The following is a 25,713-nucleotide window of genomic DNA, read 5'->3' as shown; positions in this document are numbered from 1 at the left end:
CTTCAGTTGGCGGTCAGCCGCCCTGGTAGATCGTGGTGCACAGCAGCGTGGCGCCGTCGTCCACCAGCCAGGCCCAGTAGCGGGTCTGGTCACCGGCCGCCCGGCGGCAGTTGTTCGCGTTGGCGCCCGCCGGGGCGCGGTAGACGCCTGTGATGTGCATGATCTGGTCGTACGGGGCGGGCACCGGCTCGCGTCGGCAAGCCACGGCCGTCATCGGGCCGAGGGAGATCGAGTCGCCGGACTGCCGGCCGAGCATGCAGTAGGTGGCGTGGTAGATGCGGGTGAGGCAGAGCTTCGTGGTGTTGCCGGTGGTGGCGGACTGGTAGCTCCAGTACGACTTCCCGTAGCTGGTGGCGCAAGCCGTGTCGGTGGCGGTCACCCGGACCAGCGCCCGCTCGCCGGCGCAGGACACGGGGGCCGGCGGAACATCGACGCTCCAGTCGATGCTGGTGGTGCCCCCGCGGCCCGTGTCGTAGACCGCCAGGCAGTCGCCGGCCGAGATGGCTCTGAACGCCTCTTCGGTGGGATCCGGAGGGGGTGTCGACGGCCCGGGGTCGGGCTCGTCAGTACTCCCCTCACTGGTGTCAGATTCATCGGGGGTGTACGGGGTTGGGCTGGAACTGGAGTGGGACGAGTCGGCCAACAGGTCATTCAGCTCCGCCGCGTTGCTCACGCCCAGCCAGGCCAGGATCGACAGCACGGATGCGATTCCCCCGAGCAGTGCCAACAGCTTGGCAGTGGAATGATCATCGGATGCGCCTGCCACAATGCCCTCCCCCGCTGAGGCGCAGACGATATTAACTTTTGGCGCCGCTGAGGGTCGAACTCCCGTTATCCCGCCCCTGTTGGCCCCCCCCGCACAGATCCAGCACCCTACGGATCGTCGCCCGGCCAGATCACCGTTCATCCGAATCGGTCATGTGCGGAGGATCGGGCTAGCCGGTTACGTGCCCGCAGGGGGCCGGTGGCCAGTTGGCCAGTGCGTGAGATACGGCGGGCCGAGGGCACGGCGTCTGGGGAACCTGCCCGCAGGCGGAGGCCCGGCGTCGGCGGGGCACGTGCTCGGCCGGTGCGGGTCTGGAGCGCGGCTGAAGGCTCGCTCGGGAAGGCATCCAGGGCTGTCGCTCGTGGGGGCGGTATCTGTAACGCTCGGGCCGAGAGACCTCGAATGTCTCGAACCTCGTGACGGGGAGTACCGCATGCCCAATGCCATTTCTTCCACCGAATGCTCCGCCGTGCCTTCCGTCGAAGCCGCCACCGGCATCCTCCTCCGGCAGTTGGTTCTGGCGGCCGGACCGCTCAATGTGCTCCAGATCGGCTGTCCGTACGAGTCGTCCACCGCCAGGCTCGCGGCAGCGATGAGCGAGAACGGGCGTGGCCGGGTCATCTGCTGCGAGCCGGACACCGTACGCGCCGAGGCCGCCGCGGCGGCGGTCGAGAAGGCCGGACTCGGACAGTACGCAGAGGTGCGGGTGGGTGGTCCCGAGCGGTTGCAGGCGACCGTCCCCGGGCCTGTCGATCTGCTGCTGCTCGGTGGTCCGCCGGAGTCCTTCCTCGCGTTGCTGAAGCTGGTGGAGCCCCGGATGCTGCCAGGCGCGGTGGTGGTGGCTCATGGTGTGCGGGACGTTCAGACGCTGTGCGCGGAGTTTCTCGCCCATGTCCGGTCTTCCGGCAGCGGCTATGTGTCGCTGCCTCTTCCCATTGACGGCGGTGTGGAGATGGCCGTCCGCGCTGCTTGACGACTCCGCGCGTCGACACCTAGGAGTGCTGTGTCCCTTCGCCCGTTCAATCCGGAGTTCCTGCCCGAGGGGCATCCCGACAAGATCGCCGCACCGCCCCGCGGCACCACCCTGGGCGCTCTGTGGCGGGGGCTCGTGCGTTTCCTCCTGCGGCCGTCGTACCGGGCCCTGGTGGCGCTCGGGTCCATGCATGTGGCCGCGCTCTGGCATCCGGAGTTCGGGCCCCAGTGCCGTCCTCCGCAGGAGGAGCAGTCCAGCTACAGGACGTCTCGAGCGGGTCTTGAGAGGGGGCCGGAAGCCTGGCCGGGACATCCCACTCCCCCAGTTTCCCCAGAAGATCGAGGAGATCTGTGATGAGCGACGCACGGCTGGTCGGCACCTGGACCACGCAGTTGGACGACGACGGGAAGGCCGTTCCCGGGCTCGTCTGTTTCTCGGCGGACGGCTCGGTCGTCTCCACTCAGCTCAACACCAAGAACATCGGCCTGGGCACCTGGCGTGCCACGGGCCCGGACAGTTTCGAGTACGGCTTCCACATCCTGGCCGCCGATCCCGAGGGCAAGCATGTGGGGGAGGCGCATGTCCGGGTGTCGGGCGAGTTCATCTCGAACACCGAGTGGCAGGGCACCGGCGGCGCCGAGTTCTTCGACCCTCAGGGCACCAAGCTGCGCGGGCACGCGGGCTCCAAGGTGACCGCGAGCAAGTTCGGCATCGACGACTGATGCGGGCGGCTGCGCTGCGGGACCGGCTCGACGGGGACCTGGTTCTGCCGGACGAGGCGGGTTTCGCTCTGGCCCGACAGCTCCAGAACACCGAGTACGACACGATCGAGCCGTACGCCGTCGCGTACTGCGCCTCCGAGCGGGATGTCGCGCTGTGCGTGCGCCACGCCCGGGAGCACGGGGTGCGGCCGCACATCCGGGGTGGCGGCCACAGCTTCAACGGCTGGTCGACCGGTGCTGGGCTGGTCGTCGACCTGTCCCGGATGAACGACGTCGTGGCCGAGGGGCCCGTGGTGCGGCTCGGGGCGGGTGCCCAGTCGCTGGACGCGCTGGACGCCCTGCGGACCCAGGGGCGGCAGATCGTCACCGGCACGTTTCCCACGGTCGCCGCGGGCGGATTCCTGACCGGCGGCGGGATCGGCTGGCAGACGCGGAGGTTCGGACTGGGCAGCGACCGGGTCACCGCGACGCGCGTGGTGCTCGCCGACGGCCGGACCGTCCGCTGCTCGCCCACCGAGGAGCCCGATCTGTACTGGGCGCTGCGCGGTGGCGGCGGAGGCACCTTCGGGGTGGTCACGGAGTTCGAGGTGCAACCGATCGACGCGCCCGAGATGACCGGCTTCGAGACGCTGTGGGCGTACGACGACGCCGTGGAGGTGCTGACGGCCTGGCAGGAGTGGGCCGTCGACGGCCCCGACGAGCTCGGCACCTCGCTGGTGGTGCTGCCGGGCATGTTCGGGCCCGGCGGGCGTCCCGTGGTCAAGGTCTGGGGCGTGCACCTGGGACCGGACGAGGCGTTGCGCGCCGGGCTGGACGAACTGGCGGAACGTGCCGGGAGCAAGCCGCTGAGCCGGACCGTCGGTGCGCGGGGCGGGTATGCCGAGGTGATGCACGAGGCGCTGTGCGGCTCGAAGACGGTGGCCCAGTGCCGCCGTACCGGAACCGGTCCCGAAGCCGAGGGGCACCGGCATCCGTACACCAGGCAGAGCTATCGGCTGACCGCCCGGGCCGCGACCCGGGCGGAGTCGGCGGCGCTGCTCGACGCCTGGGATCCCGCTCTCGACGCGGCGGGCCAGGAGCGCTATCTGCTGTGCATCGCGCTGGGCGGTGCGGCGAGCCGGGTGCCGGGCACCGCGACCGCCTACGCCCACCGGAACGCACGGTTCCTGATCGGCTATCAGTTCGCCTGCCGGGAGGTGGCGACGGACCCGGCGGCGCCGGCGCGGCTGACCGCGCTGGCGGACCGCGCGGCGACGGCACTCGAGCCGCTCGCCTGCGGCTCGTACATCAACTTCCCCAGCTCACGGGTGGGCGGGGACTGGGAGACGGAGTACTTCGGCGCGAACCGTCTCCGACTGCGCGCCGTGAAGCGGGCCTACGACCCGGAGGACTTCTTCCGGCACGCGCAGAGCATCGGCGACCGTGCCCCGACGACGACCGAGGTGGAGTCATGAGGACGGATCTGCGGAACAAGGTCGTGCTGGTCACCGGCGCCTCCTCGGGCATCGGCCGGGCCACGGCCGTGGCGTACGGGGAGGAGGGCGCGAGGGTCGCGATCACGTACCACAGCAATGAGGACGGGGCCCTGGAGACCGCACGGCTGGTGACCGAGGCGGGCGGGACACCGCTGGTGGTGCGCTACGACCTCGCGGATGAGCGGTGCATACGGGACGCGGTGGGGCGGGTCGCCGAGGAATGGGGCGGCATCGATGTGCTGGTGGCCAACGCAGTGGTCTGGAGCGAGGCGATCCCGCGGCCGGGGCAGCCGGTGCCGCGCTTCGAGGACGTACCGGCGAAGCAGTGGCAGGAGGTGCTGCGCACCGGTGTCGACGCCGTGTTCCACACCCTTCAGGCGGTGCTGCCGTGGATGCGCGGGCGGCCGTGGGGCCGGGTCGTGCTGCTCGGCGCGGGCCTCGCGGACACCGGCAAGGCCGGGGCGGGGGCGTACGGCGCGGGCAAGTCCGCGCTCTTCGGGCTGATGCGGAGCCTGGCCTGGGAGCTGGGGCCCGACGGGATCCTGGTCAACATGGTGGTGCCGGGGCAGACCAGCACCGAGACCGTGCGGGCGCATGTGCCCCCGGGCTTCCTGGAGGAGAAGGGCAAGACCCTGCCGTCGGGCCGGATGTCCGCGCCCGAGGACGTGGGCAGGGCCGTGGTCTTCCTCGGCTCGGCCGCCAACGGCAACACCAACGGCGAGACGCTCCGCGTGACGGGCGGCGCCTGACGGGTCCGATCAGCGCCCACCCGTAGTACCGGGCCCCGTCGCCTTCCAGGGACTCCTGGAGTGCGACGGGGCCCGTCCCTTTTCCGCGCCGGCGGCCGGCGGCCGGTGTCGAGTTGTCCTCGACGGTGCTTCGAGAGGTCCGGGCCACCGTGTGGGGCATGGAGATTCGTAGCCTCGACGGCGATGAGCCGGCGACTATCGCCGCGTTGCTTCCCGGGTTCCGGGAGACCATGAGCCTGGAGCTGCCCGGTGATCCGCCGGTCACGGAGGCGCTGCTGGCGCGGCTGTTCCAGCGGCGGCACGGGACCGAGCGGATCGTGCTCGTCGCGCACGACGGCGGCACCCCGGCCGGTGTGCTGAAGCTCGGGCTCGACCTGGGGGATCCGAGCGGACCGGGACACGGTTCGCTGTGGGTGTTCCCCGGATACCGGCGGCGCGGTGCCGGACGGGCCTTGGCGGCCGCGGGCCTGGCGGCGCTGCGGGAGCGGGGACGGGATCTGCTGCTGGCCGACGCGCCCAGGGCGGCCGCTGGTGAGCGCTTCGCGGCGGAGCTCGGCGCGGAACTCATCGGCGAGAGCGTGCGCCATCGGCTGCGTCTGGCCGGGCCCGCCCGTGCGGTGCTGCAGGCCGCTGCGGCCCGGCCGGTGCCCGGTTACCGGCTGATGGCGTGGCAGGGTGCCTGCCCAGACGACCTGGTGGAGTCCTACGCGCGGGCCTGGAGCGCGCTGGAGGAACGGGTCAACGGCCAGGCCCGGGTGCGGCGTCCCTCCGCCGACGACGTGCGGGCGCGGGAGGCCGAGGCGGAGCGGGCCGGGCATCTGCCCCATGTGGTGGCGGCGTTGCCCGAGCACGGCACCGCGATCGTCGCGTACGCCACCGTGTTCGTGCGCAGCAGTCCGATGGCGGACGTCGGCGAGACGCTGGTGCTGCCGCAGCACCGGCGGCGTGGTCTCGCCAGCTGGCTGAAGGCCGAACTGCTGCTCGGGGCCGCCCGGGAGAACGGCCGTCTCGCGCTGGTCCAGGTCTTCAACGACACCGCCAACACGGCCGTGGTCGCGCTCAACCGGAAGCTCGGCTTCGAGGCCGACTCCCACTGGTCGACGTACGCGCTCAAGGCCTGAGCGGTCACCCTCCCCCGATCCTCCCCTTGTTCAAGAGCCGAGCCGAGAGGACCCCATGACCACCGTGATCCCCGCCGGGCAGCGCACGCGCAACGCCGAGCTGGTCCGCGAGCTGTACGGGACGCTCTACCGCGAGCGCCGCCTTGAGGAGGCGGACCGTTTCTTCCATGCCGACTGCGTCGAGCACGACCCGGCGGGCTGGCGGACATCGGACCGTGAATTCCCGGAGCTGCGCGCGGACATCGACCACCTGGTGGCCGACAACGACCGGGTGATGCTCTTCGCGACCTGGACCGGACGCACCCGCTCGGGAGACGAACTCCGGTTGCACACCGCCGAGTTGTACCGGCTGCGGGACGGCAAGGTCGCCGAGCACTGGAACGTGGCCGACCGGGACGTGCTCGCCGCGCACGGCGTGGAGGACGGTCCGGAACAGAGCGGTCAGCCGGCCGCCCCCGGTCTGCACGGCCCGCACAGCGACACCGAGCGGGCCAACGCGGAGCTGGTGCTCGGCGCGTACCGCGACGTCTTCAGCGAGCACCGGCTGGACCTGGCCGAGCGCTACTACCACCAGGACTACCGGCACCACAACATGCGTACGGACGCGGTGCCGGACGGCCTCGACGCGTTCAAGGCGTTCTTCGCGGACAACATCGCCGCCTTTCCCGACCTGGTCACCACCGTGGACCACATCGTCGCCGCCGACGACCGGGTGATGGTCTTCGTGACCTGGACCGGCACACTCACCGGCGCGTGGAGCGGGGGCGGCCCCTCCGGGCTGCCGCTTCAGATGCGCACCTGCGACCAGTTCCGCATCGAGCGCGGCAAGGTCGCGGAGCACTGGGAGGTCGTGGACTACCTGGCCCTGGGGCGGGCCGGGCTGCCGACCCCGTGAGCAGGACCCACGTCCGTTCCGAGAGCCGATGTCCGAGGCCGATATCCCAGAGAGGGACTGTGCGATGACCACCGCTTCCGACCCTTCCGACAGCGCACCCGTACTGATCGTCGGCGGCAGCCTCGTCGGGCTGTCCACCGCCGTGTTCCTCGCCCGGCACGGGGTCCGGTGCACCATGGTGGAGCGCCATCCGGGTACGTCCATCCATCCGAGGGCCGTCGGCTACTACCCCCGGACCGGGGAGCTGCTGCGTCAGGCCGGCGTCGAGGACGCGGCCGTACAGGAGGCGGCGGGGTTCGCCACCCACCGCACTCGTGCCGGGGTGGTCTCGCTGGCGGGGGAGGTGCTGTTCAGCAAGGAGGAGCTGGAGGGCGATGACGACCTGGGCGACCTCACCCCGTCCCGGCTGCTGCTGCTGCCGCAGGACCGCCTGGAGCCCCTGCTGCGGGACCGGGCGGTGGAGCTCGGCGCCGACCTCCGGTTCGGTACGGAGCTGTTGTCCTTCGCGGAGGACCCGGAGGGAGTGACCGCCGTCCTCGGTGACGACGCCGGCACCCGTACCTTCCGCAGCTCCTATCTGGTGGCCTGCGACGGGCCGCGCAGCACCGTGCGGGAGGCGCTGAAGGTGCCCCGCCAGGGGCGCGGGGTGCTGTCCCGGCATGTGAGCATCGCGTTCGGCGCCGATCTGCGCCCGGTGCTGGGGGAGCGCCGCTACAGCGTGGTCCATGTGAAGAACGACCAGGTCACCGGCATCCTCGTGCATGACGACACCTTGTCCGGGGGCACGCTGATCGTCGGGTACCGGCCCGAGGACGGCGAGAGCCTGGAGGACTTCACCGACGGCCGCTGTGCCGAGCTGGTGGGGGCCGCCATAGGAGCGCCCGGGGTCGAGGTGACGATCCGTTCGCGCTTCCCCTGGGACATGGCGGAGGAGGTGGCCGAGGGCTTTGTGCACGGGCGGGTGCTGCTCGCCGGGGACGCGGCGCATGTGGTGCCGCCGACCGGGGGTTACGGGGCCAACACCGGTATCGCCGATGCCCACAACCTCGCCTGGAAGCTCGCCCTGGTGGTCGAGGGCGTCGCGGGGGCCGGCCTTGTGGAGACGTACGACGCCGAACGGCGGCCTGTGGCCGGCTACACGGCCGAGCAGGGGTCCCTCCAGCTCGCCCTGCGTTCCGGCACCGCCACCCCGGAGCAGCGGGCCGCCGTCGCGGACGCGGTGACGGTGACATCGGGCCAGGCGTACCGCTCCGCCGCGATCGTCGAGGAGCCGGGCGGCGCGGATCTTCCGGTCGCCTCCGATCCGCGGGCGCTGCGCGGGGAGCCGGGGACCCGGGCGCCGTACGCGATGCTGTCGCGGGGCGGCGAACCCGTCTCCACGCTCGACCTGTTCGGGCGGGACTTCGTCCTGCTGACCGGGGAGCGCGGCCGCGAGTGGATCTCGGCCGCCGTCTCCGCCTCCGCCGAGCTGCGCCTGAAACTCATGGCCCGCCGGGTGGTGCCGGGTACGGGCGGCGGGGCGGGCACGCTGGCCGATCCGGACGGCACCTTCTCCGAGCGCTACGGCGGTCTGCGCCCCGAAGGCGCGGTACTGGTACGGCCGGACGGTGTCGTCGCGTGGCGGTCGCCGGGCGCGGACCCGCAAGGTGAGGAGACCGCGGTGCTCACGGCGGTACTTCGGAAAATTCTCGTACGGGGATCCCGTACGGGGACGAGGTAGCGGGCCGGGGTCCGCGGCGGTCGTCGCCGCGGGCCCTTTCCCGTGGGCTCGCCGGACGGTCAGGCGGAGCCCGAGTCCTGCTGCAACTCGCCCACGGAGTCCACGTACTTGATGAGCAGGCGGGCGAACTCGAGCCGCTCCTCCTCCGGCCAGTCCTGGGTGATGCGCTCGAAGGCCGCGCGCTGGTGGCGGCGGAAGCGGGCGAGTGTCTCGTGCCCCTCCGGGGTGAGCTGGAGGATCGTACGGCGGCCGTCGCGCTGTGAGGCCGCGCGGATCAGATAGCCGGCGGTGATGCAGTCGGAGACCATCCGGCTCGCCACGGAGGGGTCGACGGCGAGTCGCTCGCCCACGACACCGACGGTGATCTCCTGGCCCTCCTGGTCAGGCCCGTCCTGGACGATGTTGAGCACCAGCGTCCTGGTGAAGTCCTTGCGGGACACCTGCTTCTCCACATTCAGCGCCTGCGCACGCCGCAGTCGGGAGAAGGCGGGGCCGACAGCGTCGAGCAGATCCGCTGCCCGCGGCGGGGGCTGAGTCGAAGTGTCCATGTCCGCATTCTAAGCGAGTTGATTACGGCAGACGAGCATCTGTATGCTCTCCATCTACTGCATGACATTAAGCATATACCTGTAGGCGAACATATATCGCCCCAGCTCTATTGGAGGACCCATGTCCCATCCCGTGCCCCCCGAGTCCGATCGCGACTTCGAGATCGCCTACGACACCGACGTCGACTTCGACGTGCTGATCGTCGGCGGCGGTCCCGTCGGCATGCTGCTCGCCGCGGAACTTCGTATCTCCCGCGTCCGGGCGATCGTGCTCGAGCGGCTTCCCGAGCGCACCCCGCACTCCAAGGCCTTCGGACTGCACGCCCGTTCCCTGGAGTCGCTCGACCGGCGTGGCCTGCTCAAGCGGTTCCGCGAAGGTGCCCGCTCCTGGAACAACGGCCACTTCGCCGGCCTGGACGAGTGGGTCGACTTCTCCACCCTCGACAGTGCCCACGGCTACGCCCTGCTCTCCGAGCAGACCAGGACCGAACGCCTGCTGGAGGAGCGCGCCGCCGAGTTCGGCGCCGAGATCCGGCGGGGTCACGAGGTCACCGCGATTCGCCAGGACGCGGACGGCATCGAGGCCGAGGTGACCGGCCCCGACGGCACCTACACCGTGCGCGCCCGGTTCGCGGTGGGCTGTGACGGCGGTCGCAGCCTGGTTCGCCGGGAGGCCGGCATCGCCTTCCCCGGCACCGGCGGCCGGGTCACCGCCCGGCTCGGTGACGTGATCCTCGCCGACCGCGAGAACGCCCCCATGGGCATGGAGCGCACCGAACGCGGCCTGCTGTTCTGCGTGCCGCTCGACGACACCTACCACCGGGTGTCCACGTTCGACTTCGAGGCCGACCGGGAGCCCGGCGCGGAGCTCACCCTGGACGAGCTGACCGCGAGCCTGCGCGAGATCTGGGGCGACGACCTCGGTGCGCACTCGCCGCGCTGGCTCTCCGTCTTCACCGACTCCGCGTGCCAGGCCGACCGCTACCGCGAGGGCCGGCTGCTGATTGCGGGCGACGCCGCCCACACCCACTTCCCGGTCGGTGGCCAGGGCGTCAACCTCGGTCTCCAGGACGCCTTCAACCTCGGCTGGAAGCTCGCCGCCGCGGTGCACGGCTGGGCCCCCGATGGCCTGCTCGACAGCTACGACCGCGAGCGCCAGGCCCCGGCCCGCAAGGTGCTGGCCAACACCCGGGCGCAGATCGCGCTGATGAACCCGGACCCGTATGTCACCCCGCTGCGCGAGCTGTTCACCGACCTCATGCGCAAGGAGCAGGTGAACCGCCACCTCGCCGAGATGCTCAGCGGCGTCACCGTCCGCTACCCGATCGACGGCCCCGAGCACCGGCTGCTCGGCGACTTCGCCCGCGACCTGGAGCTGAAGACCGAGGACGACGTCCGGCCCCTGCCCAAGTACCTGAAGCGTGGCACCGGCGTGCTGCTCGACCTGACCGGCGAGGCGCAGATCGGCCAGGTGTACGAGAAGTGGGCCACGGGCGTCTCCTGGTCGGGCCGGCTCCAGCACGTGCGGGCGGAGTGCGCCCAGGAGCCGCAGCTGGCCGGTCTGCTGGTCCGCCCCGACGGCTATGTCGCCTGGGCCGCGGACCGGGACATGCCGGAGGCGGAGCTGCGGGAGTCACTGACCGCAGCCGTCACCACCTGGTTCGGCACCGTCTGACGAAGGGGCCGAGACGGCCGAAGGGGCACCCTCCTTCGGTCGACGTGGCGCCTTCCCCACCCCCCACACAGCTTGTGCACGTGAGAGGACGAAGTGAGCAATCCCCCCTGGTCGCAGGAGTTATTGGAGAAGAGCGACCTGATCACCCCCATGGCCATCAGAGTGGCCGCCACCCTCGCGCTGTCGGACCACATGGCCGCCGGAGCGGTCACGGTCCAGACGCTGGCCCGTGCCGCGGAGGTGGACGCGACCGCTCTGGGCCGTCTCCTCGGCCACCTGGTGAACGCCGGGATCTACCGCACGCTCCCCGAAGGAGGCTACGAGCCGACCGAGCTCGGCGCCCTGCTGCGCCACGACGTCCCGGAGTCGGGCCGTGACTGGCTCCGCCTGGACGGCCCGACCGGCCGGGGCGAGGCCGCGGCGTTCCGTCTGCTCGACGCCGTGCGCTCCGGCGCACCCGTCTACTCCGCTCTCTACGGGCAGGAGTTCTGGACGGACGTCGAGTCGGACGGCGCGCTCGCGGAGGCCTTCGCCCGGCGGATGGCGGCGAGCATGCGCTGGGTCGTTCCCGAGCTGCTGGCTCAGGGCGACTGGCAGGCCGTACGGCATGTCGTCGACGTGGGCGGCGGCAGCGGCGATCTGCTCGCGGCGGTCGTCGACGCGACCCCGGGCGCCCGGGGCACCCTGGTCGACCTGGAGGGGCCCGCGGCGGCGGCCGAGCGGGACTTCGCGGCCGCCGGTCTCCAGGAGCGCTGCCGTGCGGTGGTCGGCAGCTTCTTCGATCCGCTGCCCGCCGACGGCGATGTGTATCTGCTGTCCAACGTCCTGCTCAACTGGCCCGACGACCGGGCGGCCGAGATCCTTCGGCGCTGTGCCGAGGCCGTCCGTCCGGGCGGCCGGGTCATGGTCCTCGAGGGCCTGCTCGACGTTCAGACCGACCAGACCGATCTGGACCTGCGGATGCTCGTCTATCTGGGCGGGCGGATGCGCACCACCGAGCAGCTGCGCGAGCTGGCGGCCGAGGCCGGGCTCTCGCTGCGCCGAGTGGTCGGCCTGGGACCGGTGCGCTCGCTCGTCGAGCTCACACCGGCCTGATCCGGACTCGTTCCCCATCCCGCACCCCGTAACACACGCAAGAGAAACCCCTGTCGTGCACGCCAAGGGAAATCGCCGTAGTGCACGCGAGAGAAAGAGGAGTACGTCCATGCGCATCGTCCGACACCACGAGTTCGGCGCCCCTTCGGTGCTGCGGCTCGAAGAGGCCGACGCCCCTGTCCCCGGTCCCGGCCAGGTGCTGATCCGCACCGAGGCGGTCGGGGTCAACTTCGCCGAGTGCCAGCGCCGTCAGGGCATCCCGGTCGGCGGTCCCGCCACCCTTCCCGGCTCGCCGGGCGGTGATGTCGCGGGCGTCGTGGAGCAGGTCGGCGAGGGCGTCGACCAGGTGAACGTCGGTGACCGGGTGGTCACCGGGGTCGCCCACGACGGATACGCCGAGTACGTCGTCACCCAGGCCGACTGGCTGTTCGCCGTCCCCGACGGGATCGACGCCGGCCAGGCCACTTCGCTGCCCATCCCCGGCCAGACCGCCTACCACGTCATCGCCACGGCGGCGAAGCTCCAGCCCGGCGAGTCCGTGCTGATCACCGCCGCGGCAGGCGGTATCGGCCATCTGCTGGTCCAGATGGCCAAGACGCTCGGCGCGGGGCAGATCATCGCCGCGGCCCGCGGAGCGGAGAAGCTGGCCTTCGTCGCGTCGCTCGGCGCCGATGTCACCGTCGACTACGGCGAGGACGGCTGGGACGAGAAGGTGCGCGCCGCGACGGGCGGCCGGGGCGTGGACGTCGCTCTGGAGACCGTCGGCGGGGACATCCTCACCAAGTCCGTGAACCTCACTGCCCAGTTCGGGCGGACGGTGGTGTACGGCGCGGCGGGCGGCGAGCTGCCGGCCATCGAGGTCGCCGACATCTTCGACAACCGCATCGTCATGGGCTTCAGCATGTGGGGCGTGATGGGCGAGAAGCCGGACGTCATGGCCAAGGGCGCCCGGGAGCTGCTGGACATGGTGTCCTCCGGCAAGGTCCGTCCCGTCGTCCACGCCGAGCTGCCGCTGAAGGACGCCGCGGCCGCGCACGAGCTGATGGAGTCGCGCTCCCAGCTCGGCCGTGTGGTGCTCGTTCCCTGACCGTCTTTCAGCCAATGCATCGAATCAACGATGTGCAGTTTGACAAATGCATGCTGGATGGCATGTAATAAAGATGCACGACAGCATGTAATTGCTGTCGGTAATCCACTCCATGTAACCCGGATCCCTGGGCGGAGCCGCGACCACGCGTCCGCGGCTCGACAACACCTCCTAGTTGGGAGAACACCATGCGCATCGTCCGCCACTACGAGCACGGGGCCCCCTCGGTGCTGCGTGTCGAAGAGGCGGAGAAGCCGCAGCCCGGACCGGGCGAAGTGCTGATCCGCTCCGAGGCCATCGGCGTCACGTTCGCCGAGGTCCAGCGCCGCCAGGGCATCCCGATCGGCGGCCACGCCACGCTGCCCGGCGCCCCCGGCGGCGATGTCGCCGGCGTCGTCGAGGCACTCGGCGAGGGCGTCACCAACGTCGGCGTCGGGGACCGTATCGTCGTCGACGTCGACCACAGCGCCTACGCCGACTACGTCACCGCCGACGCCGCCTGGGCCATCGCCATCCCGGACACCATGGACGCCGCCGAGGCGACCCTGCTGCCCAGCCCGGCCCAGACGGCATACCACGCCATCAAGGAGTCCGGCCAGCTCAAGCCCGGTGAGTCGATCCTGATCGACGCCGCCTCCGGGGGCGTCGGCCACCTCGCCGTGCAGATCGCCAAGGCGATGGGCGCCGGCAAGGTGATCGCCACCGCCAGTACACAGGCCAAGCTGGACTTCGTCCGTGACCTCGGTGCCGATGTCACCGTCAACTACACCGACGACGACTGGGACGAGCAGGTCCGGGCCGCGACCGAAGGCCGGGGCGTGGACGTCGTTCTGGAGACCGTCGGCGGCGACATCCTCACCAAGAGCGTCGCCCTCACCGCCCAGTTCGGCCGGCTGGTCTTCTACGGCTCGGCCAGCGGCGACATCCAGCCCGTCCACCCGCTGATGCTCAGCCGGATGAAGACCGTGGCCGGATTCGCTCTCTACGCCATGCTCTACAACAAGCCCGAGGTCATCGCCGCGGGACAGCGCGACCTGCTCGACATGATCGCCACCGGCAAGGTGCGCCCGATCGTCCACGATCGGCTCGGTCTCGACGAGGCCGTCAAGGCACACGAACTGATGGAGGCCCGGGCTCAGCTCGGCAAGGTCGTCCTCGTCCCCTGACGCGGGACCGACGACCCCCGTCTCCCGACCGACGTGGCCGGTCGCGATCATCCCCCGCTCGGGGCCGGCCACCCGCCGTACGGCACGAGAGGCCCACGTGCCGTACGGCGCACTCCACCGCAGTCCACAGCGATCCCCTGACGGATCCCACACCGCAGACGACGCCGGCCGAGCACGGCCGGCGGGACGGGGATGGCACCCACTCCAGCCCGAAAGGCGAATCACCGTGCCCTCCCGCACCACAGGGGCCGACAGCCCGCTCACCGCCGTCGGCTCCCCACCCCAGACCCGGATCCAACCCGTCATCACCGCCTGCCTGCTGGCCGTCTTCCTGGCCATGCTGGACTCGCAGATCGTGGCCACCGCGCTGCCCCGCATCGTCGGGGACCTCGGCGGTCTCGACGTGTTCGCCTGGGTGACGACCGCGTACATCATCGCCGCCAGCGTCACCACGCCCCTCTACGGCAAGCTCGGCGACCTCTTCGGCCGGAAGAAGATCTTCCTGATCGCCGTCGCTGTGTTCCTCGCCGGCTCCGCGCTGAGCGGCGCCGCCCAGTCCATGGACCAGCTCATCCTGTTCCGCACCGTGCAGGGCATCGGCGCCGGCGGCCTCTTCGTCTCCGTGCTCGCCATCATCGGGGAGCTGTTCAACCCGCGTGAGGCCGCCAAGTACTTCAACCTCTTCGGCATCGTCTTCGCGCTCGCCGCGCTGGCCGGGCCCGCCGTCGGCGGCGCGCTCACCGACCTGCTGAGCTGGCACTGGGTCTTCCTGATCAATCTGCCCGTGGGCATCGTGATCCTGGTGCTGGTCTCCACCTGTCTGCACCTGCCCCGCGCCGACCGCCCCGCGCACATCGACTACACCGGCTTCGTCCTGCTCAGCGCCGCGATCGTCGCACTCACCCTGGCCGCGAGCTGGGGCGGAGTGAAGTACGAGTGGCTGGACTGGCGGATCCTCGCGCTCGCCGCGGGCGCGGTGCTGCTCGCCGTGGCGTTCATCGCCGCCGAGCGCCGGGCCGCCGAACCCGTGATCCCGCTGCACCTCTTCCGCGACTCCACCTTCAGCGTCAGCGTGCTGGTGAGCATCGCGGCGGGCGTCGTCTTCCTCGGCTCGGTCAACTTCCTGGCCATCTACATCCAGGTCGTTACCGGAGCCAGCCCGACCATGTCCGGTGTGGTGCTGCTGCCCATGATGTTCGGCCTGGTCGCCTCCTCCGTCATCAGCGGCGCCGCGATCACCAAGACGGGGCGCTACAAGTGGTACCCCGTGCTCAGCATGGCCATCGGCATCGTGGGGGCGCTGCTGCTGGCCACCATGGACACCGGGACCTCCCGTGCCGTGGTCATCGGCTACATGCTGGTCTTCGGCGTCGCCGCCGGACTCAACATGCAGGTGCTGACCATGGCCGCGCAGAACACCGCGCCCCGCGACGACATCGGCGCGGTCCACGCCACGGTGTCCTTCGCCCGGCAGCTGGGCACCACCGTGGGCATCGCCCTGTTCGCCTCGATCTTCTACAACCGGCTCACCGAGGAGATCGCCGAGCGGACGCCCGCGGACGCGCTGCGCGGCATCGACCCCGACGCGCTGAACTCGACCGAGACACTGGACCGGCTCACCGAGCCCGTGCGCAACGCCGTGGAGCAGTCGTACGCCGCCGCGCTCACGCCCGTGTTCCTCACCGCCGTACCGGTCCTCCTCCTGGGGCTGCTGGCCGCCCTGACGATGAAGAACCTCCCGCTGCGCGGCGAGGACCACCAGGGTCACGAGGCAGCCGCCGAGGAGAACTGACCCCTCTTCACCTGCCGCCCGCGAGCCGCCTTCCCGCACGGGAGGGCGGCTCACGTACGTCGGGCCTCCGTGCCCCGGCCGCCCTTCAGCGCCCTTCGAGCCCGAATCGACGGCTCGCGACCATCGTCGGCACTGCACAGCCGTACGACGCAGGACGCAGGCCGAAGAACAGGCAGAGGCAGACCAGGAGGCTCGTGTGACAACGACCGAAGACCCGCAGACGGCCCCGGCGGTCGACCCCGGACCGCTGATCCGGCTGACCATTGCCGACTGCGCCGCCAAGGTGCTGCACAGCGCCGTGACCCTCGGCGTGTTCGGCGCGCTCGCCGGAAACCCCGCCGACGCGGCCGAGTTGGCCCGGCGCACCGGCACCCACCACCGCATGGTCCCGGACTTCCTGGACGCCCTGGTCGGGCTCGGTCTGCTGGAGCGCACGGAGGGCCGCTACCGCAACTCCCCGCTGGCGCAGGCCTATCTGGTGCCGGACTCCTCCTCGTACCTCGGCGGCTTCGTCGAGCTCACCAACGAGACGCTGTACGGCACCTGGGGCCGGCTCACCGAAGCGCTGCGCTCCGGAGAGGCCCAGCACCTCGACCCGGACAAGGGCGGCTTCGTCGGGGACCGGCACAAGGACCCCGCCAAGATGAAGCGGTTCCTGGCCGGGCTCGACGCGTACAGCGACCGGATGGGCGCCGAACTCGCCCGGCGCCTCGACTGGGGCCGCCACTCCTCGTTCGTCGACCTCGGCGGCGCGCGCGGCAACCTCGCGGCCGTCCTGGTGCGGGCGCACCCGCATCTGCAGGCGACCTGCTTCGACCTGGAGCGGACACGGCCGCTGTTCACCGAGCACATCGGCGGCCTCGGCCTGGCCGACCGGGTCGCCTTCGCGGGCGGTGACTTCTTCACCGACCCGATCCCGCCCGCCGACGTCGTCGTCCTCGGGCACATCCTGCACGGCTTCGACACCGCCCGGCGGCGCGAGCTGCTCGGCCGGGTCTTCGAGGCGGTGCGGCCCGGCGGCACGGTCCTCGTCTACGACCGGATGATCGACGACGACCGCAGCGACCCGGAGCGGCTGCTCAGCAGCCTGCACATGCGACTGGTCAGCCCCGACGGCTCCGAGTACCGGGTCGCGGACTGCCGGGCCTGGCTGCGCGGGGCCGGGTTCACGGACGGCGACGCACAGCCCCTGCTCGGCACCCACACCCTGGTCACCGCCCACAAGGAGGCAGCATGAAGCCGCACCGGACCCCCGTGCTCATCGTCGGAGGCGGGCTGACCGGACTGTCCGCGGCCGTCTTCCTCGCCCATCACGGCGTCTCCGCCACCCTGGTGGAACGTCACCCCGACACCTCCACCCACCCCAAGGCCCGCGCCATCAACCCGCGGACGATGGAGCTGTACCGCGCGGTCGGCATGGAGGAGCGGGTACGCACCGGACGTTCCCCCATCTCCGGCAACACCGACCTGGTGCACGTCGAGAGCCTCGCCGGCAAGGAACGCGTACGGATGCCCAACGCCTCCCCGGAGGACATCGGCCGGATCAGCCCCACCCAGTGGACGCTGATCGACCAGAACCAACTCGAGCCGATCCTGCGGCAGCGGGCCGTCGAGGCCGGCGCGGACATCCGCTTCTCCACCCGGGTCGACGCACTGCAAGAGGAGGCGGAGGGGGTGTTGGTCAGCACCACCGACCTGTCCACCGGGGCGAGTTCGCAGATCCACGCCGACTACGTGATCGCGGCGGACGGCAGTCGCAGCCCGCTGCGCCAGATGATGGACATCGGGGCGCACGGCCGCGGCACCATCACCAACCTCGTCAGCTTCTTCTTCGAGGCCGACCTGACCGAGGCGCTGCGCGGCCGCCGGATCATCGCGGCGTACGTCAACAACCCCGAGGTACGCGGCACGATCATCCCCATCGACAACGACCGCCGCTGGGTCATCAACGTCTCCTTCTTCCCCGACCAGGGCCAGCGCGCCGAGGACTTCACCGAGGAGCGCTGCACCGCCCTGGTGCGGGCCGCGGTCGGGGTGCCCGACCTGCCCCTGAAGATCGAGTCGGTGGACATGCCCGCGTGGGACATCTCCGCGCGCGTGGCGGACACCTTCGCGACCCGCCGGGTGTTCGTCGCCGGTGACGCCGCCCATGTGATGCCGCCCACCGGGGCGTTCGGCGCCAGCACCGGCATCCAGGACGCGTACAACCTGGCCTGGAAGCTGGCCCTGGTGCTGTCCGGCACGGCCGGCCCCAAGCTGCTGGAGAGCTACGACGCCGAGCGGCGGCCGGTGGCCGAGGAGACCGTCCGGCAGGCCATGCTGCGGTTCGCGGTGCGGGAGGGCAAGCAGTACCAGGAGGTCGCCGAGGAGCTGTTGGACGAGACGACCATGACGTTCGGGTACTGCTACCGCTCCGGGGCCTTCGCCGTGGAGGAGGGGGCGCCCGACTCGATCGTGGAGGACCCCGCGCATCCCGGGGCGCGGCCCGGGGCGCGCGCCCCGCACCTCCAGCTCGACGGTCCCGAGGGGCCGGTGTCCGTCATCGACCTGTACGGCGAAGGGTTCACGCTGCTCGTGGACGAGGTGGCGGGGCGGTGGACCGGCGCGGTGGAGCAGGAGGCGGCCCGCCTCGGTGTCGGCCTGAAGGTCGTCCGCATCGGCCGTGGCACCAGGCTGTGGGACCAGGAGGGGTCCTTCCGTCGCCGGTACGGGCTGCTGGCCGGTGGGGCGGTTCTGGTACGGCCCGACGGGTTCGTCGGGTGGCGTACGACCGCGGGGCGCAGCGGGCCGGTCGACCGCGCGGCGATCGCGGCACTGCGGGCGATCCTGGACCGGGCGTAGGCGTTCCCCGCCCCTGAAAGCGCGCTCCGCGCGCATCGAACGGCCGCGGTGCTCCGTCTTGGAGCGCCGCGGCCGTGGTGTGCGCGAGGGCGGAACCTTAAGGGGCGGTGCGGTGCAGCACCGTGTCGAGGGCCGTCGTCAGGGACTTGGCGGGGTGCTCCGGCAGGTCGGTGCCGCGCCAGGCGATGAAGCCGTCCGGGCGGAGCAGGACCGCGCCGGTGTCCTGGACGCCGTAGCGGGTGAGGAAGCGCTCGACGACCTCGGGGGGTTCCTCCGCGCCGACGCGGTGGAAGGACAGGCCGAGCGTGGCCGCGGGCTCCTGCCAGGCGGTGCCGCTCGGGCCGGCGAGGAGCCAGAAGTCGCCGTCGAGGAGGTCGTGGAGCGGGATCTCCTTGCCCTGGCGGACCAGGGGGAGGTGGGGAGCGCGGGTGCCGGGGCGGCCGCTGGGCGTGGTCGGGTCCTCGACCACGGCGGTGTCGTCGTCGCCGGCCTCGACGATGACGGCGTCCGATCGGTACACATGGCCGAACAGCACCGTGGTCTCGGGACGGTGCCGGGCCGCGGCCGCCTCGTCGAGGCCGCTGCGCTGGAGGTAGCGGATGACACCCTGGTCGACGGTGAACTCGGCGACCGGCGCCCGCTCCTGCTCGTAGGTGTCCAGCAGACCGGGACCGGCCTCCCCGCGCAGCACCCGAGCGAGCTTCCAGGCCAGGTTGTGCGCGTCCTGGATCCCCATGTTGCCGCCGAACCCTCCGGTGGGCGGCATGACGTGCGCGCAGTCACCGGCCAGCAGCACCCGCCCGGAGCGGAAGCCGTCCGCGACCCAGGCGGCGATCTCCCAGCTCGTCGCGGACTCCACCGCGACCGGAAGACCGGGCACCCCCGCGGCGGCCCGCACCAGCTCCATGCAGTCCTCGGTGCCGTAGGCACGGTGATCGGCCCCGGGCGGCAGGCTCGGCGCGAGCACCCAGCGGTCGGAGTCCGCGCCGCCGAGCTTGCCGAGTACGCCCTTGACGGTCGGGTTGCTGACGAAGCAGAGGAAGAAGGTGCGCCCTGCCACGTACGGGTCGAGGTCGGCGTGGAAGATGATGTTCATCTGCCGGCCGAACACGCCCTGCCCGTGATGGCCGATGCCGAGCGAGGTGCGGATCGGCGCCCGTGAACCGTCGGCCGCGACCAGGTACCGCGCCCGCACGGTTCGCTCGGAGCCGTCGCCCAGATCGCGCAGGACGGCCGTGACGCCCTCCGCGTCCTGGGTGAACCCCGTCATCTCGGTGGCGAACCGGATGTCCGCGCCGAGCTCCTCGGCCCGCTCCCGCAGCACCGGTTCGAGACGGTCCTGCCCGATCAGGGTCCAACCGGTGGTGCCCACGTCGTTCGGGTCGTGGCGGAACGGGCCGTCGAACCGCCCGAGTTCGGTCCCGGTGAGCGACTCGGCCTGGAGGATGTCGCCGTACTGGGCGTGCGGGTTCTCCCGCGCCCGTACCGCGTCCTCCAGGCCGAGCGCGCGCAGCAGCTCCATGGTCCGCGGGCTCGCGGCCTGCGCCCGGGGGTGCGCCGAGATCTCCGCGTGCCGCTCCACCAGCAGCGGCCGGATGCCCTGCCGGGCGAGGAACAGGGCCTGGGCGAGGCCCACCATGCTGCCGCCCACGATGAGTACTTCGGTCGTCTCGTCCGCCATACCGGCTCCTCGAAGGTGTGGGAATGCGTTCGGTTTCGGCGGGCCGATGCAACACCCGGGCCCTCGAACCGGGCTCGCGGCGCGGGCGAACGGAACCTGTGCGGAGCGGCGCGCTCCCAGGCGGATTCGAGTGCCGTGCGAGGAGTGGCTGACAGGTTCGATCTGTACCAGGCCCGGAGTGCGGCGCAGGACATGAAGGAGGGCGGAAGCGGTGGTGGAGGCTTTGAGTGTGCTGGTGCTGACGGGCACCGGCCTGGTGGCGGGGGTGCTCTTCGCGGTCGCGGTGAGCGTGATGCCCGCGCTGATCGCGATGACCCCGGAGCGGTACGTGTCCACGCACATCCTGCTCGGCAGGCGCTACGACCGGATCATGCCGTTCATCGTCACCGGCTCCACGGCCGTGGACGTCGGGCTCGCGATACAGGCGTCGGGCGGCCCCCGGGTGCTGTTCGCGGCCGCCGCCCTCTGTATGGCGGGGGTTGCCGTGGTGTCGCAGACCCGGAACGTGCCGATCAACCGGACGGTCAAGCGGACCCGGCCCGAGGACCTGGGCCCCGGCTGGCGGGACCCCCGCCCGGCCTGGCGCGACTGGCATCTGGTGCGCACCTGCCTCGCGATCGCGGGCTGTGCGCTGACGGCCGCCGCGGTGGTGCTGTCGTGACCCCCGTCGTCGTACGCGATCTGCCGCAGGGGGCGGAGCGGGACGCGGCCGACGTCCGGATGCGGGAGCTGCTGTCCCGCCCCGAGCCCGGTCCGGTGGCCGAGCGGCTCGCGCTGCTGCACTTCACGGGACGGCGCAGCAGGCGGCCGTACACCGTGCCCGCCGGGGTGCACACCCTCGGTGGCGCGCTGGTGGTGGCGACCGGCAGCGGCTGGCGGCACAACTTCGCGGGCGGCTCGGCGGGCGAGCTGACCTGGCGCGGGCAGCGGCGACCGGTGCGGTTCGCCCTGGTCGACGACGCGGACCACACCGCGCGCGGCTATCTGGAGCTGTACCGCCGCTACGGAGACGCGGCCCCACGCCGGCTCGGCATCGCCGTGCGCGGCGAAGGGACGCCCGGACTCGACGAGTTCCGGGAGGCCGTCGCCCGGCATGGGCTCTCCCTGGTGGAGGTCACCCATGTCACCCGCGTCCCGGACGAGAACGGCGCACCCACATCAGACGCAGCGAACGAGAGGACACCACGATGAGCGCAATCGCCGGCTGGGTGGACTTCGAGCGGGACCTGACACCGGAGGCGCCCACCGTACGGGCGATGACGGCGGCGCTCGCGCACCGCGGCCCCGACGGCTTCGGTGAGTGGATCGAGGGGCATGCCGCGCTGGCCCACCGCCGGCTCGCCCTGCTCGACCCCGAGCACGCGGACCAGCCGGCCCTCGTGGAGTCGGAGTCCGGAAGCCCGGTGGCCGTGCTGACCCTGGACGGGAGTATCACCAACCACGTGGAGCTGCGCCGTGAACTGGCCGCCAAGGGGCACCGGTTCACCTCGGGCGGCGACGCGGAGGTGGCGCTGCACGCCTATCTGGAGTGGGGCGCCGCGTTCCCGGAGCGGCTGGAGGGCCTGTTCGCCCTGGCCGTGTGGGACGTACGGCGGCAGGAACTGCTGCTGGTCCGCGACCGGTTGGGGGTGAAGCCGCTGTGCTACTTCCTGACCCCTCCGGGGTGGTCTTCGGCTCCGAGCCCAAGGCGCTGCTGGCGCATCCGGCGGTACGGCCGGTGGTCGACGCCGACGGACTGCGGGAGCTGTTCGCACACAGCCGCAAGCCGGGCACCGGGGTGTTCCGGGGCACCCGCGAGGTGCTGCCCGGCCACGCGATGACCGTGCGGGCGCCGGGCACCGGCCACCGGCGTTACTGGTCGCTGCCCGCCCGCCCGCACACCGACAGCCTGGAGACCACCGTCGCCACCGTGCGCCGGCTGCTGTCGGAGGCGGTGGCGACGCATCTGCGCGCGGACGTGCCGGTCGGCGCGATGCTCTCGGGCGGGATCGACTCCAGCGCGCTGACCGCGCTCGCGTCCCGGGAGCGGCGTGCGGCGGGGGCGGGCTCAGGTCGTTCTCGGTGAACTTCACCGGCTACGCGGAGAACTTCGAGCCGCACCCGACCATGCGCGCCACCCCCGACGCCCCCTACGCGGCCCTCGCGGCGGAGCACATCGGCACCGAGCACACCGAAATCCTGCTGGAGACCGGGGCGCTCGCCGACCCGCGGACCCACGCCGCCGCCCTGCGCAGCCAGGACGCGCCCTCGCCGCTCGGCGACATGGACGTCTCGCTGCTGCTGTTCTTCGAGGCGCTGCGCGGCGCCGGGATCACGGCCGTGCTCTCCGGGGAGACCGCCGACGAGGTGTTCAACGGCTACTTCTGGGCGTACGACCCGGCGCACAGCAACTCCACCACCTTCCCGTGGGTCTCCTTCGAGCGGGGGCACGACGCCGCCGCGGGCGGGCTGGGCTGCTCGTTGGTGGACCGTACGCTGCGCAAGGAGCTGGACTTCATGGAGTACGCCGACCAGCACTACCGCGACGCGCTCACCGAGGTCCCGCAGGTCGCCGGGGAGAGCTCCGCCGAGCGCAGGGCGCGCGAGGTCACCTATCTGGCGCTGACCCGGTGGGCCCCGACCCATCTGGACCGGGCCGACCGGATGAGCATGGCGCACGGGGTGCAGTTGCGCCCGCCGTTCTGCGACCGGGCGCTGGTGGAGTACGTCTACAACGTGCCGGCCGAGCTGAAGCGGGTGAACGGCCAGGAGAAGAGCCTGCTGCGGGCCGCCGTCGCCGATCTGCTGCCGGAGCCGGTGCTCAACCGGCCCAAGAGCGCCTATCCGACCGTGCAGGAGGCGGCGTACGGCGAGTTCGTGCGCCACCGCTTCGGGGACGTGGCCGCGGACCGGGCGGCACCGGTCGCCCCGCTGCTGGACGCCGAGGCGACCCGGGTGGCGCTGGGTGCGGCGGCGGCCCCCAGCGGTGCCTTCGCGTGGGTGGAGCGGGCGAGCATGGAGATGGTGCTGCAGCTGAACACGTGGCTGGCGGAGTACCGGGTCGAGCTGAGTCTGTGAGGGTGTCGGACGCTGCACCACCCACATAAGTGTGCATCTTGTCATTCATGTGCCCTTAGGCATATGATGCGGGCAAGGCGAGGAACAGGCGATGCGGCATTCGACCGGAGTGGAACTCGATATGCCACAACCGGTGGTCGCGGGGTTTTTTCTGGATTCAACTTCTCTTCCGGTGAAATCGCCTTCCCGGGCAAAGGCGAGGCAATTTTTGGAGACTCGCCCGTAGAGAATGTTTCGCTTCGAAATAAATGACGCAGGAAGGTGAACAGACGATGGCCGCCAGCCCACAATGGCGGCACACTCAGGGGGAATTCAGTGATAGAGATCGGTCTGCTGGGCTCTATGCGAATACGCAGGAACGGGGAGGACGTCACACCGTCGGCCCCCAAGCTGCGTCAAGTGCTGGCCCTGCTGGTGCTCAATGCCAACTCGCTGGTCAGCGTGGACCAGCTGTGCGAGGAGCTGTGGGAGGACCACCCACCGCTCAGCGCGCTGACCACCTTGCAAACCTACATTTATCAACTGCGCCGCAGGCTGCTGTTGGCCACCGAACAGCACGGCGCGCCTTTCGGATCCCGCCCACCGCGCGGCTGCCCCGCCATCCTGACCCGAGTGGGCGGGTACGAACTGCGCCTGGACGACAAGCAGTCGGTGGACGCCTACCGCTTCGACCAGCTCACCGAACAGGGCATGGCCCAGCTCCGCACCGGCGCGGGGGAGGAGGCGGCGGCCCGCACCCTCAAGTCGGCTCTTTCCCTGTGGCACGGCGGAGCCCTGGTCGACGTCAGCACCGGACGGCGGCTGTCGGCCTGGTCGACCCAGCTGGAGGAACGCCGTAAGAGCGTCCAGGAGCAACGCTTCTCCCTGGAGCTCGAACTCGGCCGTCACCACGCCGTGCTGGACGAGCTGTCCGAAGCCTTCCGTGCCCACCCCACCCACGAGGCGTTCGCCGGACAGCTGATGCGGGCCCTGCACCGCTGCGGCCGCCGCCCGGACGCCCTCAACACCTTCCGGACCCTGCGCAGCCATCTCGTCGAGGAACTCGGACTGGAACCCTCGGCGCAGCTGCAGCGGCTCCACCAGGAGGTGCTCGCGGACCGCGGCCACCTCAGGGGGCCGGCCCCGGTCAAGACCGAAACCGGGCCCGGCGTCCGCCGACCCGTGCCGGGCCCGGCCCAGCTCCCCGCCGACGTGGGCGACTTCGTCGGACGGGAACGGGAACTCGACCAGCTGGAGACGTTCCTGGGTGCCGACCGGCCCAGCACCGGAATGCGGATCGTGGAGGTGCACGGCCCGCCCGGCGTCGGCAAGAGCGCGTTCGCCGTGCGTGCCGCGCACCGACTGCGCCCGCGCTTTCCCGATGGACAGCTCTTCATCGACCTGTCCGCCGTCGGCGAGGGCTCCCAACAACTCGTCGACGTGCTGTCGGCCTGTCTCACCGCCTGCGGCATCCAGCGCCGGACACAGCCCGCCGGGCTCGACGAGCTCAGCCGGCTCTTCCGCACCTGGACCGCCGACCGCCGGGTGCTGGTCGTGGTCGACGACGCGCTCACCGCCTCCCAGATCCGTGCCGTCCTGCCCGGCGGCTCCGGCTGCGCGGTGATCGCCACCAACCGCTACCGGGCGGACAGCCTCTCCACCGGCCGCAAGATCGTTCTCCCCGCCCTGTCCCCCGAGGAGTCCCTCCAGCTCTACGACCGGGTCGCCGGGGAGCGCTCGCGGCAGGAGGACCCCACGGCGGTGCAGGAGCTGATAGGGATCTGCGAGGGACTCCCGCTGGCGATCAGGGCGGTGGCCGGCCGGCTCACCGCCCGGCCCGGCTGGTCCGCGGCCCGGCTGGCGTTACGACTGCGCGGCAACCACCGGATGCTGCTCGAACTCCCTGCCGGAACTCAGTCGTTGATGACCACGGTGGCCGCCAGTCACCGGCATCTACCAGCCCGCTCCCAGCAGTTGCTGCACCTGCTGCTCCAGCGTGAGCGCCCCCACTGGAGCCTCACCGAGGTGGTGGCACGGCTGGGTCCCGGCATCGGTGACGCCGAGACGCTCCTCGATTACCTCGTCGACGTCCACCTCGTCCAGGAACACCTGACATCGGACGGCGAGCTGCTGTACTCCGTGCCCCGACTCACCCGGCAGGCCCTGATCCTCCTGCTGCGGGGCACCTCGATGGGCTGCGTACCGAACGGGCGGTCGGCCGGGGGCGGTGCCGTCGGCGGCAGCTCTGCCGGCGTCACCCTGATGAAGGCCGACGTCCGCCGGTAGCACGACCTTTCCACGGCCCGCCGCACCCCACGTGCGGCGGGCCGTTGTGCTGTCTCCTGCCCGCCGCACCGAGGCCGTCAGCGGT

The 25,713-nt window shown here is 71.5% G+C and carries 23 protein-coding genes; 20 read left to right on the top strand and 3 right to left on the bottom strand.

Annotated features, from left to right (window positions below):
• Positions 1–13: 13 nt before the first annotated feature.
• Complete coding sequence (locus tag OHO27_RS19185) at positions 14–700, bottom strand: hypothetical protein (RefSeq protein WP_328425534.1); 687 nt, start codon at positions 698–700, stop codon at positions 14–16.
• A 499-nt stretch (positions 701–1,199) separates the two neighbouring features.
• Here OHO27_RS19185 and OHO27_RS19180 point away from each other — a divergent pair, with 499 nt between their 5' ends.
• From OHO27_RS19180 to OHO27_RS19150, 7 genes are all read left to right on the top strand, one after another.
• Complete coding sequence (locus OHO27_RS19180; RefSeq protein ID WP_328425532.1) at positions 1,200–1,739, top strand: O-methyltransferase; 540 nt, start codon at positions 1,200–1,202, stop codon at positions 1,737–1,739.
• Positions 1,740–2,092: 353 nt separating this feature from the next.
• Positions 2,093–2,461: a hypothetical protein gene (locus OHO27_RS19175; protein WP_328425530.1), complete on the top strand. Its 369-nt coding sequence runs from the start codon at positions 2,093–2,095 to the stop codon at positions 2,459–2,461.
• Positions 2,461–3,915 (top strand): FAD-binding oxidoreductase, encoded by a 1,455-nt coding sequence (locus tag OHO27_RS19170; protein ID WP_328425528.1) that lies wholly within the window; start codon positions 2,461–2,463, stop codon positions 3,913–3,915. Before OHO27_RS19175 ends, OHO27_RS19170 begins: the two co-directional genes overlap by 1 nt.
• Positions 3,912–4,685, top strand: coding sequence for an SDR family NAD(P)-dependent oxidoreductase (locus OHO27_RS19165; RefSeq protein ID WP_328425526.1), 774 nt, complete (start codon positions 3,912–3,914; stop codon positions 4,683–4,685). Before OHO27_RS19170 ends, OHO27_RS19165 begins: the two co-directional genes overlap by 4 nt.
• A gap of 158 nt (positions 4,686–4,843) precedes the next feature.
• Complete coding sequence (locus OHO27_RS19160) at positions 4,844–5,806, top strand: GNAT family N-acetyltransferase (protein ID WP_328425524.1); 963 nt, start codon at positions 4,844–4,846, stop codon at positions 5,804–5,806.
• Positions 5,807–5,861: 55 nt separating this feature from the next.
• Entirely contained in the window at positions 5,862–6,701 is an 840-nt protein-coding gene (locus OHO27_RS19155; protein WP_328425522.1) for an ester cyclase family protein, read from the top strand.
• A 64-nt stretch (positions 6,702–6,765) separates the two neighbouring features.
• Positions 6,766–8,421, top strand: a complete 1,656-nt coding sequence (locus tag OHO27_RS19150) for an FAD-dependent oxidoreductase (RefSeq protein ID WP_328425520.1) — start codon at positions 6,766–6,768, stop codon at positions 8,419–8,421.
• Between the two features lie 59 nt (positions 8,422–8,480).
• Here OHO27_RS19150 and OHO27_RS19145 read toward each other — a convergent pair whose 3' ends face one another.
• Positions 8,481–8,969: a MarR family winged helix-turn-helix transcriptional regulator gene (locus OHO27_RS19145; RefSeq protein WP_328425518.1), complete on the bottom strand. Its 489-nt coding sequence runs from the start codon at positions 8,967–8,969 to the stop codon at positions 8,481–8,483.
• Between the two features lie 121 nt (positions 8,970–9,090).
• On the opposite strand from OHO27_RS19145, the gene OHO27_RS19140 reads away from it, so the two are divergent.
• The 7 genes from OHO27_RS19140 (at position 9,091) to OHO27_RS19110 (ending at position 18,625) form a co-directional block, all read left to right on the top strand.
• A complete protein-coding gene (locus OHO27_RS19140; protein WP_328425516.1) occupies positions 9,091–10,644 on the top strand; it encodes an FAD-dependent monooxygenase in 1,554 nt (517 codons plus the stop codon).
• Between the two features lie 150 nt (positions 10,645–10,794).
• Positions 10,795–11,739, top strand: coding sequence for a methyltransferase (locus tag OHO27_RS19135; protein ID WP_328425514.1), 945 nt, complete (start codon positions 10,795–10,797; stop codon positions 11,737–11,739).
• A 109-nt stretch (positions 11,740–11,848) separates the two neighbouring features.
• Positions 11,849–12,826: a quinone oxidoreductase family protein gene (locus tag OHO27_RS19130; RefSeq protein WP_328425512.1), complete on the top strand. Its 978-nt coding sequence runs from the start codon at positions 11,849–11,851 to the stop codon at positions 12,824–12,826.
• 188 nt (positions 12,827–13,014) lie between these two features.
• On the top strand, positions 13,015–13,992 hold the full coding sequence (locus OHO27_RS19125) for a quinone oxidoreductase family protein (protein WP_328425511.1): 978 nt from the start codon (positions 13,015–13,017) through the stop codon (positions 13,990–13,992).
• 97 nt (positions 13,993–14,089) lie between these two features.
• A complete protein-coding gene (locus OHO27_RS19120; RefSeq protein ID WP_328425510.1) occupies positions 14,090–15,784 on the top strand; it encodes an MDR family MFS transporter in 1,695 nt (564 codons plus the stop codon).
• A 196-nt stretch (positions 15,785–15,980) separates the two neighbouring features.
• On the top strand, positions 15,981–17,021 hold the full coding sequence (locus tag OHO27_RS19115) for a methyltransferase (RefSeq protein ID WP_328425509.1): 1,041 nt from the start codon (positions 15,981–15,983) through the stop codon (positions 17,019–17,021).
• Positions 16,922–18,625 (top strand): FAD-dependent oxidoreductase, encoded by a 1,704-nt coding sequence (locus OHO27_RS19110; protein WP_328430485.1) that lies wholly within the window; start codon positions 16,922–16,924, stop codon positions 18,623–18,625. The genes OHO27_RS19115 and OHO27_RS19110 overlap by 100 nt, the downstream gene beginning before the upstream one ends.
• Before the next feature lie 97 nt (positions 18,626–18,722).
• On the opposite strand, the gene OHO27_RS19105 is transcribed toward OHO27_RS19110, so the two are convergent.
• Positions 18,723–20,306: an FAD-dependent monooxygenase gene (locus OHO27_RS19105; RefSeq protein ID WP_328425507.1), complete on the bottom strand. Its 1,584-nt coding sequence runs from the start codon at positions 20,304–20,306 to the stop codon at positions 18,723–18,725.
• A 211-nt stretch (positions 20,307–20,517) separates the two neighbouring features.
• On the opposite strand from OHO27_RS19105, the gene OHO27_RS19100 reads away from it, so the two are divergent.
• The 6 genes from OHO27_RS19100 (at position 20,518) to OHO27_RS19075 (ending at position 25,628) form a co-directional block, all read left to right on the top strand.
• The gene (locus OHO27_RS19100) at positions 20,518–20,967 is read left to right on the top strand and encodes an anthrone oxygenase family protein (RefSeq protein ID WP_328425505.1); all 450 of its coding nucleotides are present in this window, start codon (positions 20,518–20,520) and stop codon (positions 20,965–20,967) included.
• Positions 20,964–21,497: a hypothetical protein gene (locus tag OHO27_RS19095; protein WP_328425503.1), complete on the top strand. Its 534-nt coding sequence runs from the start codon at positions 20,964–20,966 to the stop codon at positions 21,495–21,497. The genes OHO27_RS19100 and OHO27_RS19095 overlap by 4 nt, the downstream gene beginning before the upstream one ends.
• Positions 21,494–22,126: a hypothetical protein gene (locus tag OHO27_RS19090; protein ID WP_328425500.1), complete on the top strand. Its 633-nt coding sequence runs from the start codon at positions 21,494–21,496 to the stop codon at positions 22,124–22,126. The genes OHO27_RS19095 and OHO27_RS19090 overlap by 4 nt, the downstream gene beginning before the upstream one ends.
• Positions 22,105–22,371: an asparagine synthase-related protein gene (locus tag OHO27_RS19085; RefSeq protein WP_328425498.1), complete on the top strand. Its 267-nt coding sequence runs from the start codon at positions 22,105–22,107 to the stop codon at positions 22,369–22,371. Before OHO27_RS19090 ends, OHO27_RS19085 begins: the two co-directional genes overlap by 22 nt.
• Positions 22,368–23,363: an asparagine synthase C-terminal domain-containing protein gene (locus OHO27_RS19080; protein ID WP_328425496.1), complete on the top strand. Its 996-nt coding sequence runs from the start codon at positions 22,368–22,370 to the stop codon at positions 23,361–23,363. The genes OHO27_RS19085 and OHO27_RS19080 overlap by 4 nt, the downstream gene beginning before the upstream one ends.
• A gap of 342 nt (positions 23,364–23,705) precedes the next feature.
• Complete coding sequence (locus tag OHO27_RS19075; RefSeq protein WP_328425494.1) at positions 23,706–25,628, top strand: AfsR/SARP family transcriptional regulator; 1,923 nt, start codon at positions 23,706–23,708, stop codon at positions 25,626–25,628.
• The last annotated feature ends 85 nt before the right edge of the window (positions 25,629–25,713 follow it).

The sequence above is a fragment of the Streptomyces sp. NBC_00443 genome (assembly GCF_036014175.1).
In the GTDB taxonomy this organism is placed as follows: domain Bacteria; phylum Actinomycetota; class Actinomycetes; order Streptomycetales; family Streptomycetaceae; genus Streptomyces.
The sequence above is the reverse complement of the archived record's forward strand: the minus strand, read 5'-3'. Positions and strand labels throughout refer to the sequence as shown.

Excerpts from the sequence above, each read along its gene's own strand:
- OHO27_RS19180 (WP_328425532.1), top strand. The coding sequence starts at position 1,200 with ATGCCCAATGCCATTTCTTCCACCGAATGCTCCGCCGTGCCTTCCGTC.
- OHO27_RS19175 (WP_328425530.1), top strand. The coding sequence starts at position 2,093 with ATGAGCGACGCACGGCTGGTCGGCACCTGGACCACGCAGTTGGACGAC.
- OHO27_RS19170 (WP_328425528.1), top strand. The coding sequence starts at position 2,461 with ATGCGGGCGGCTGCGCTGCGGGACCGGCTCGACGGGGACCTGGTTCTG.
- OHO27_RS19165 (WP_328425526.1), top strand. The coding sequence starts at position 3,912 with ATGAGGACGGATCTGCGGAACAAGGTCGTGCTGGTCACCGGCGCCTCC.
- OHO27_RS19160 (WP_328425524.1), top strand. The coding sequence starts at position 4,844 with ATGGAGATTCGTAGCCTCGACGGCGATGAGCCGGCGACTATCGCCGCG.
- OHO27_RS19155 (WP_328425522.1), top strand. The coding sequence starts at position 5,862 with ATGACCACCGTGATCCCCGCCGGGCAGCGCACGCGCAACGCCGAGCTG.
- OHO27_RS19150 (WP_328425520.1), top strand. The coding sequence starts at position 6,766 with ATGACCACCGCTTCCGACCCTTCCGACAGCGCACCCGTACTGATCGTC.
- OHO27_RS19145 (WP_328425518.1), bottom strand. The coding sequence starts at position 8,969 with ATGGACACTTCGACTCAGCCCCCGCCGCGGGCAGCGGATCTGCTCGAC.
- OHO27_RS19140 (WP_328425516.1), top strand. The coding sequence starts at position 9,091 with ATGTCCCATCCCGTGCCCCCCGAGTCCGATCGCGACTTCGAGATCGCC.
- OHO27_RS19135 (WP_328425514.1), top strand. The coding sequence starts at position 10,795 with ATGGCCATCAGAGTGGCCGCCACCCTCGCGCTGTCGGACCACATGGCC.
- OHO27_RS19130 (WP_328425512.1), top strand. The coding sequence starts at position 11,849 with ATGCGCATCGTCCGACACCACGAGTTCGGCGCCCCTTCGGTGCTGCGG.
- OHO27_RS19125 (WP_328425511.1), top strand. The coding sequence starts at position 13,015 with ATGCGCATCGTCCGCCACTACGAGCACGGGGCCCCCTCGGTGCTGCGT.
- OHO27_RS19105 (WP_328425507.1), bottom strand. The coding sequence starts at position 20,306 with ATGGCGGACGAGACGACCGAAGTACTCATCGTGGGCGGCAGCATGGTG.
- OHO27_RS19090 (WP_328425500.1), top strand. The coding sequence starts at position 21,494 with ATGAGCGCAATCGCCGGCTGGGTGGACTTCGAGCGGGACCTGACACCG.
- OHO27_RS19075 (WP_328425494.1), top strand. The coding sequence starts at position 23,706 with ATGCGAATACGCAGGAACGGGGAGGACGTCACACCGTCGGCCCCCAAG.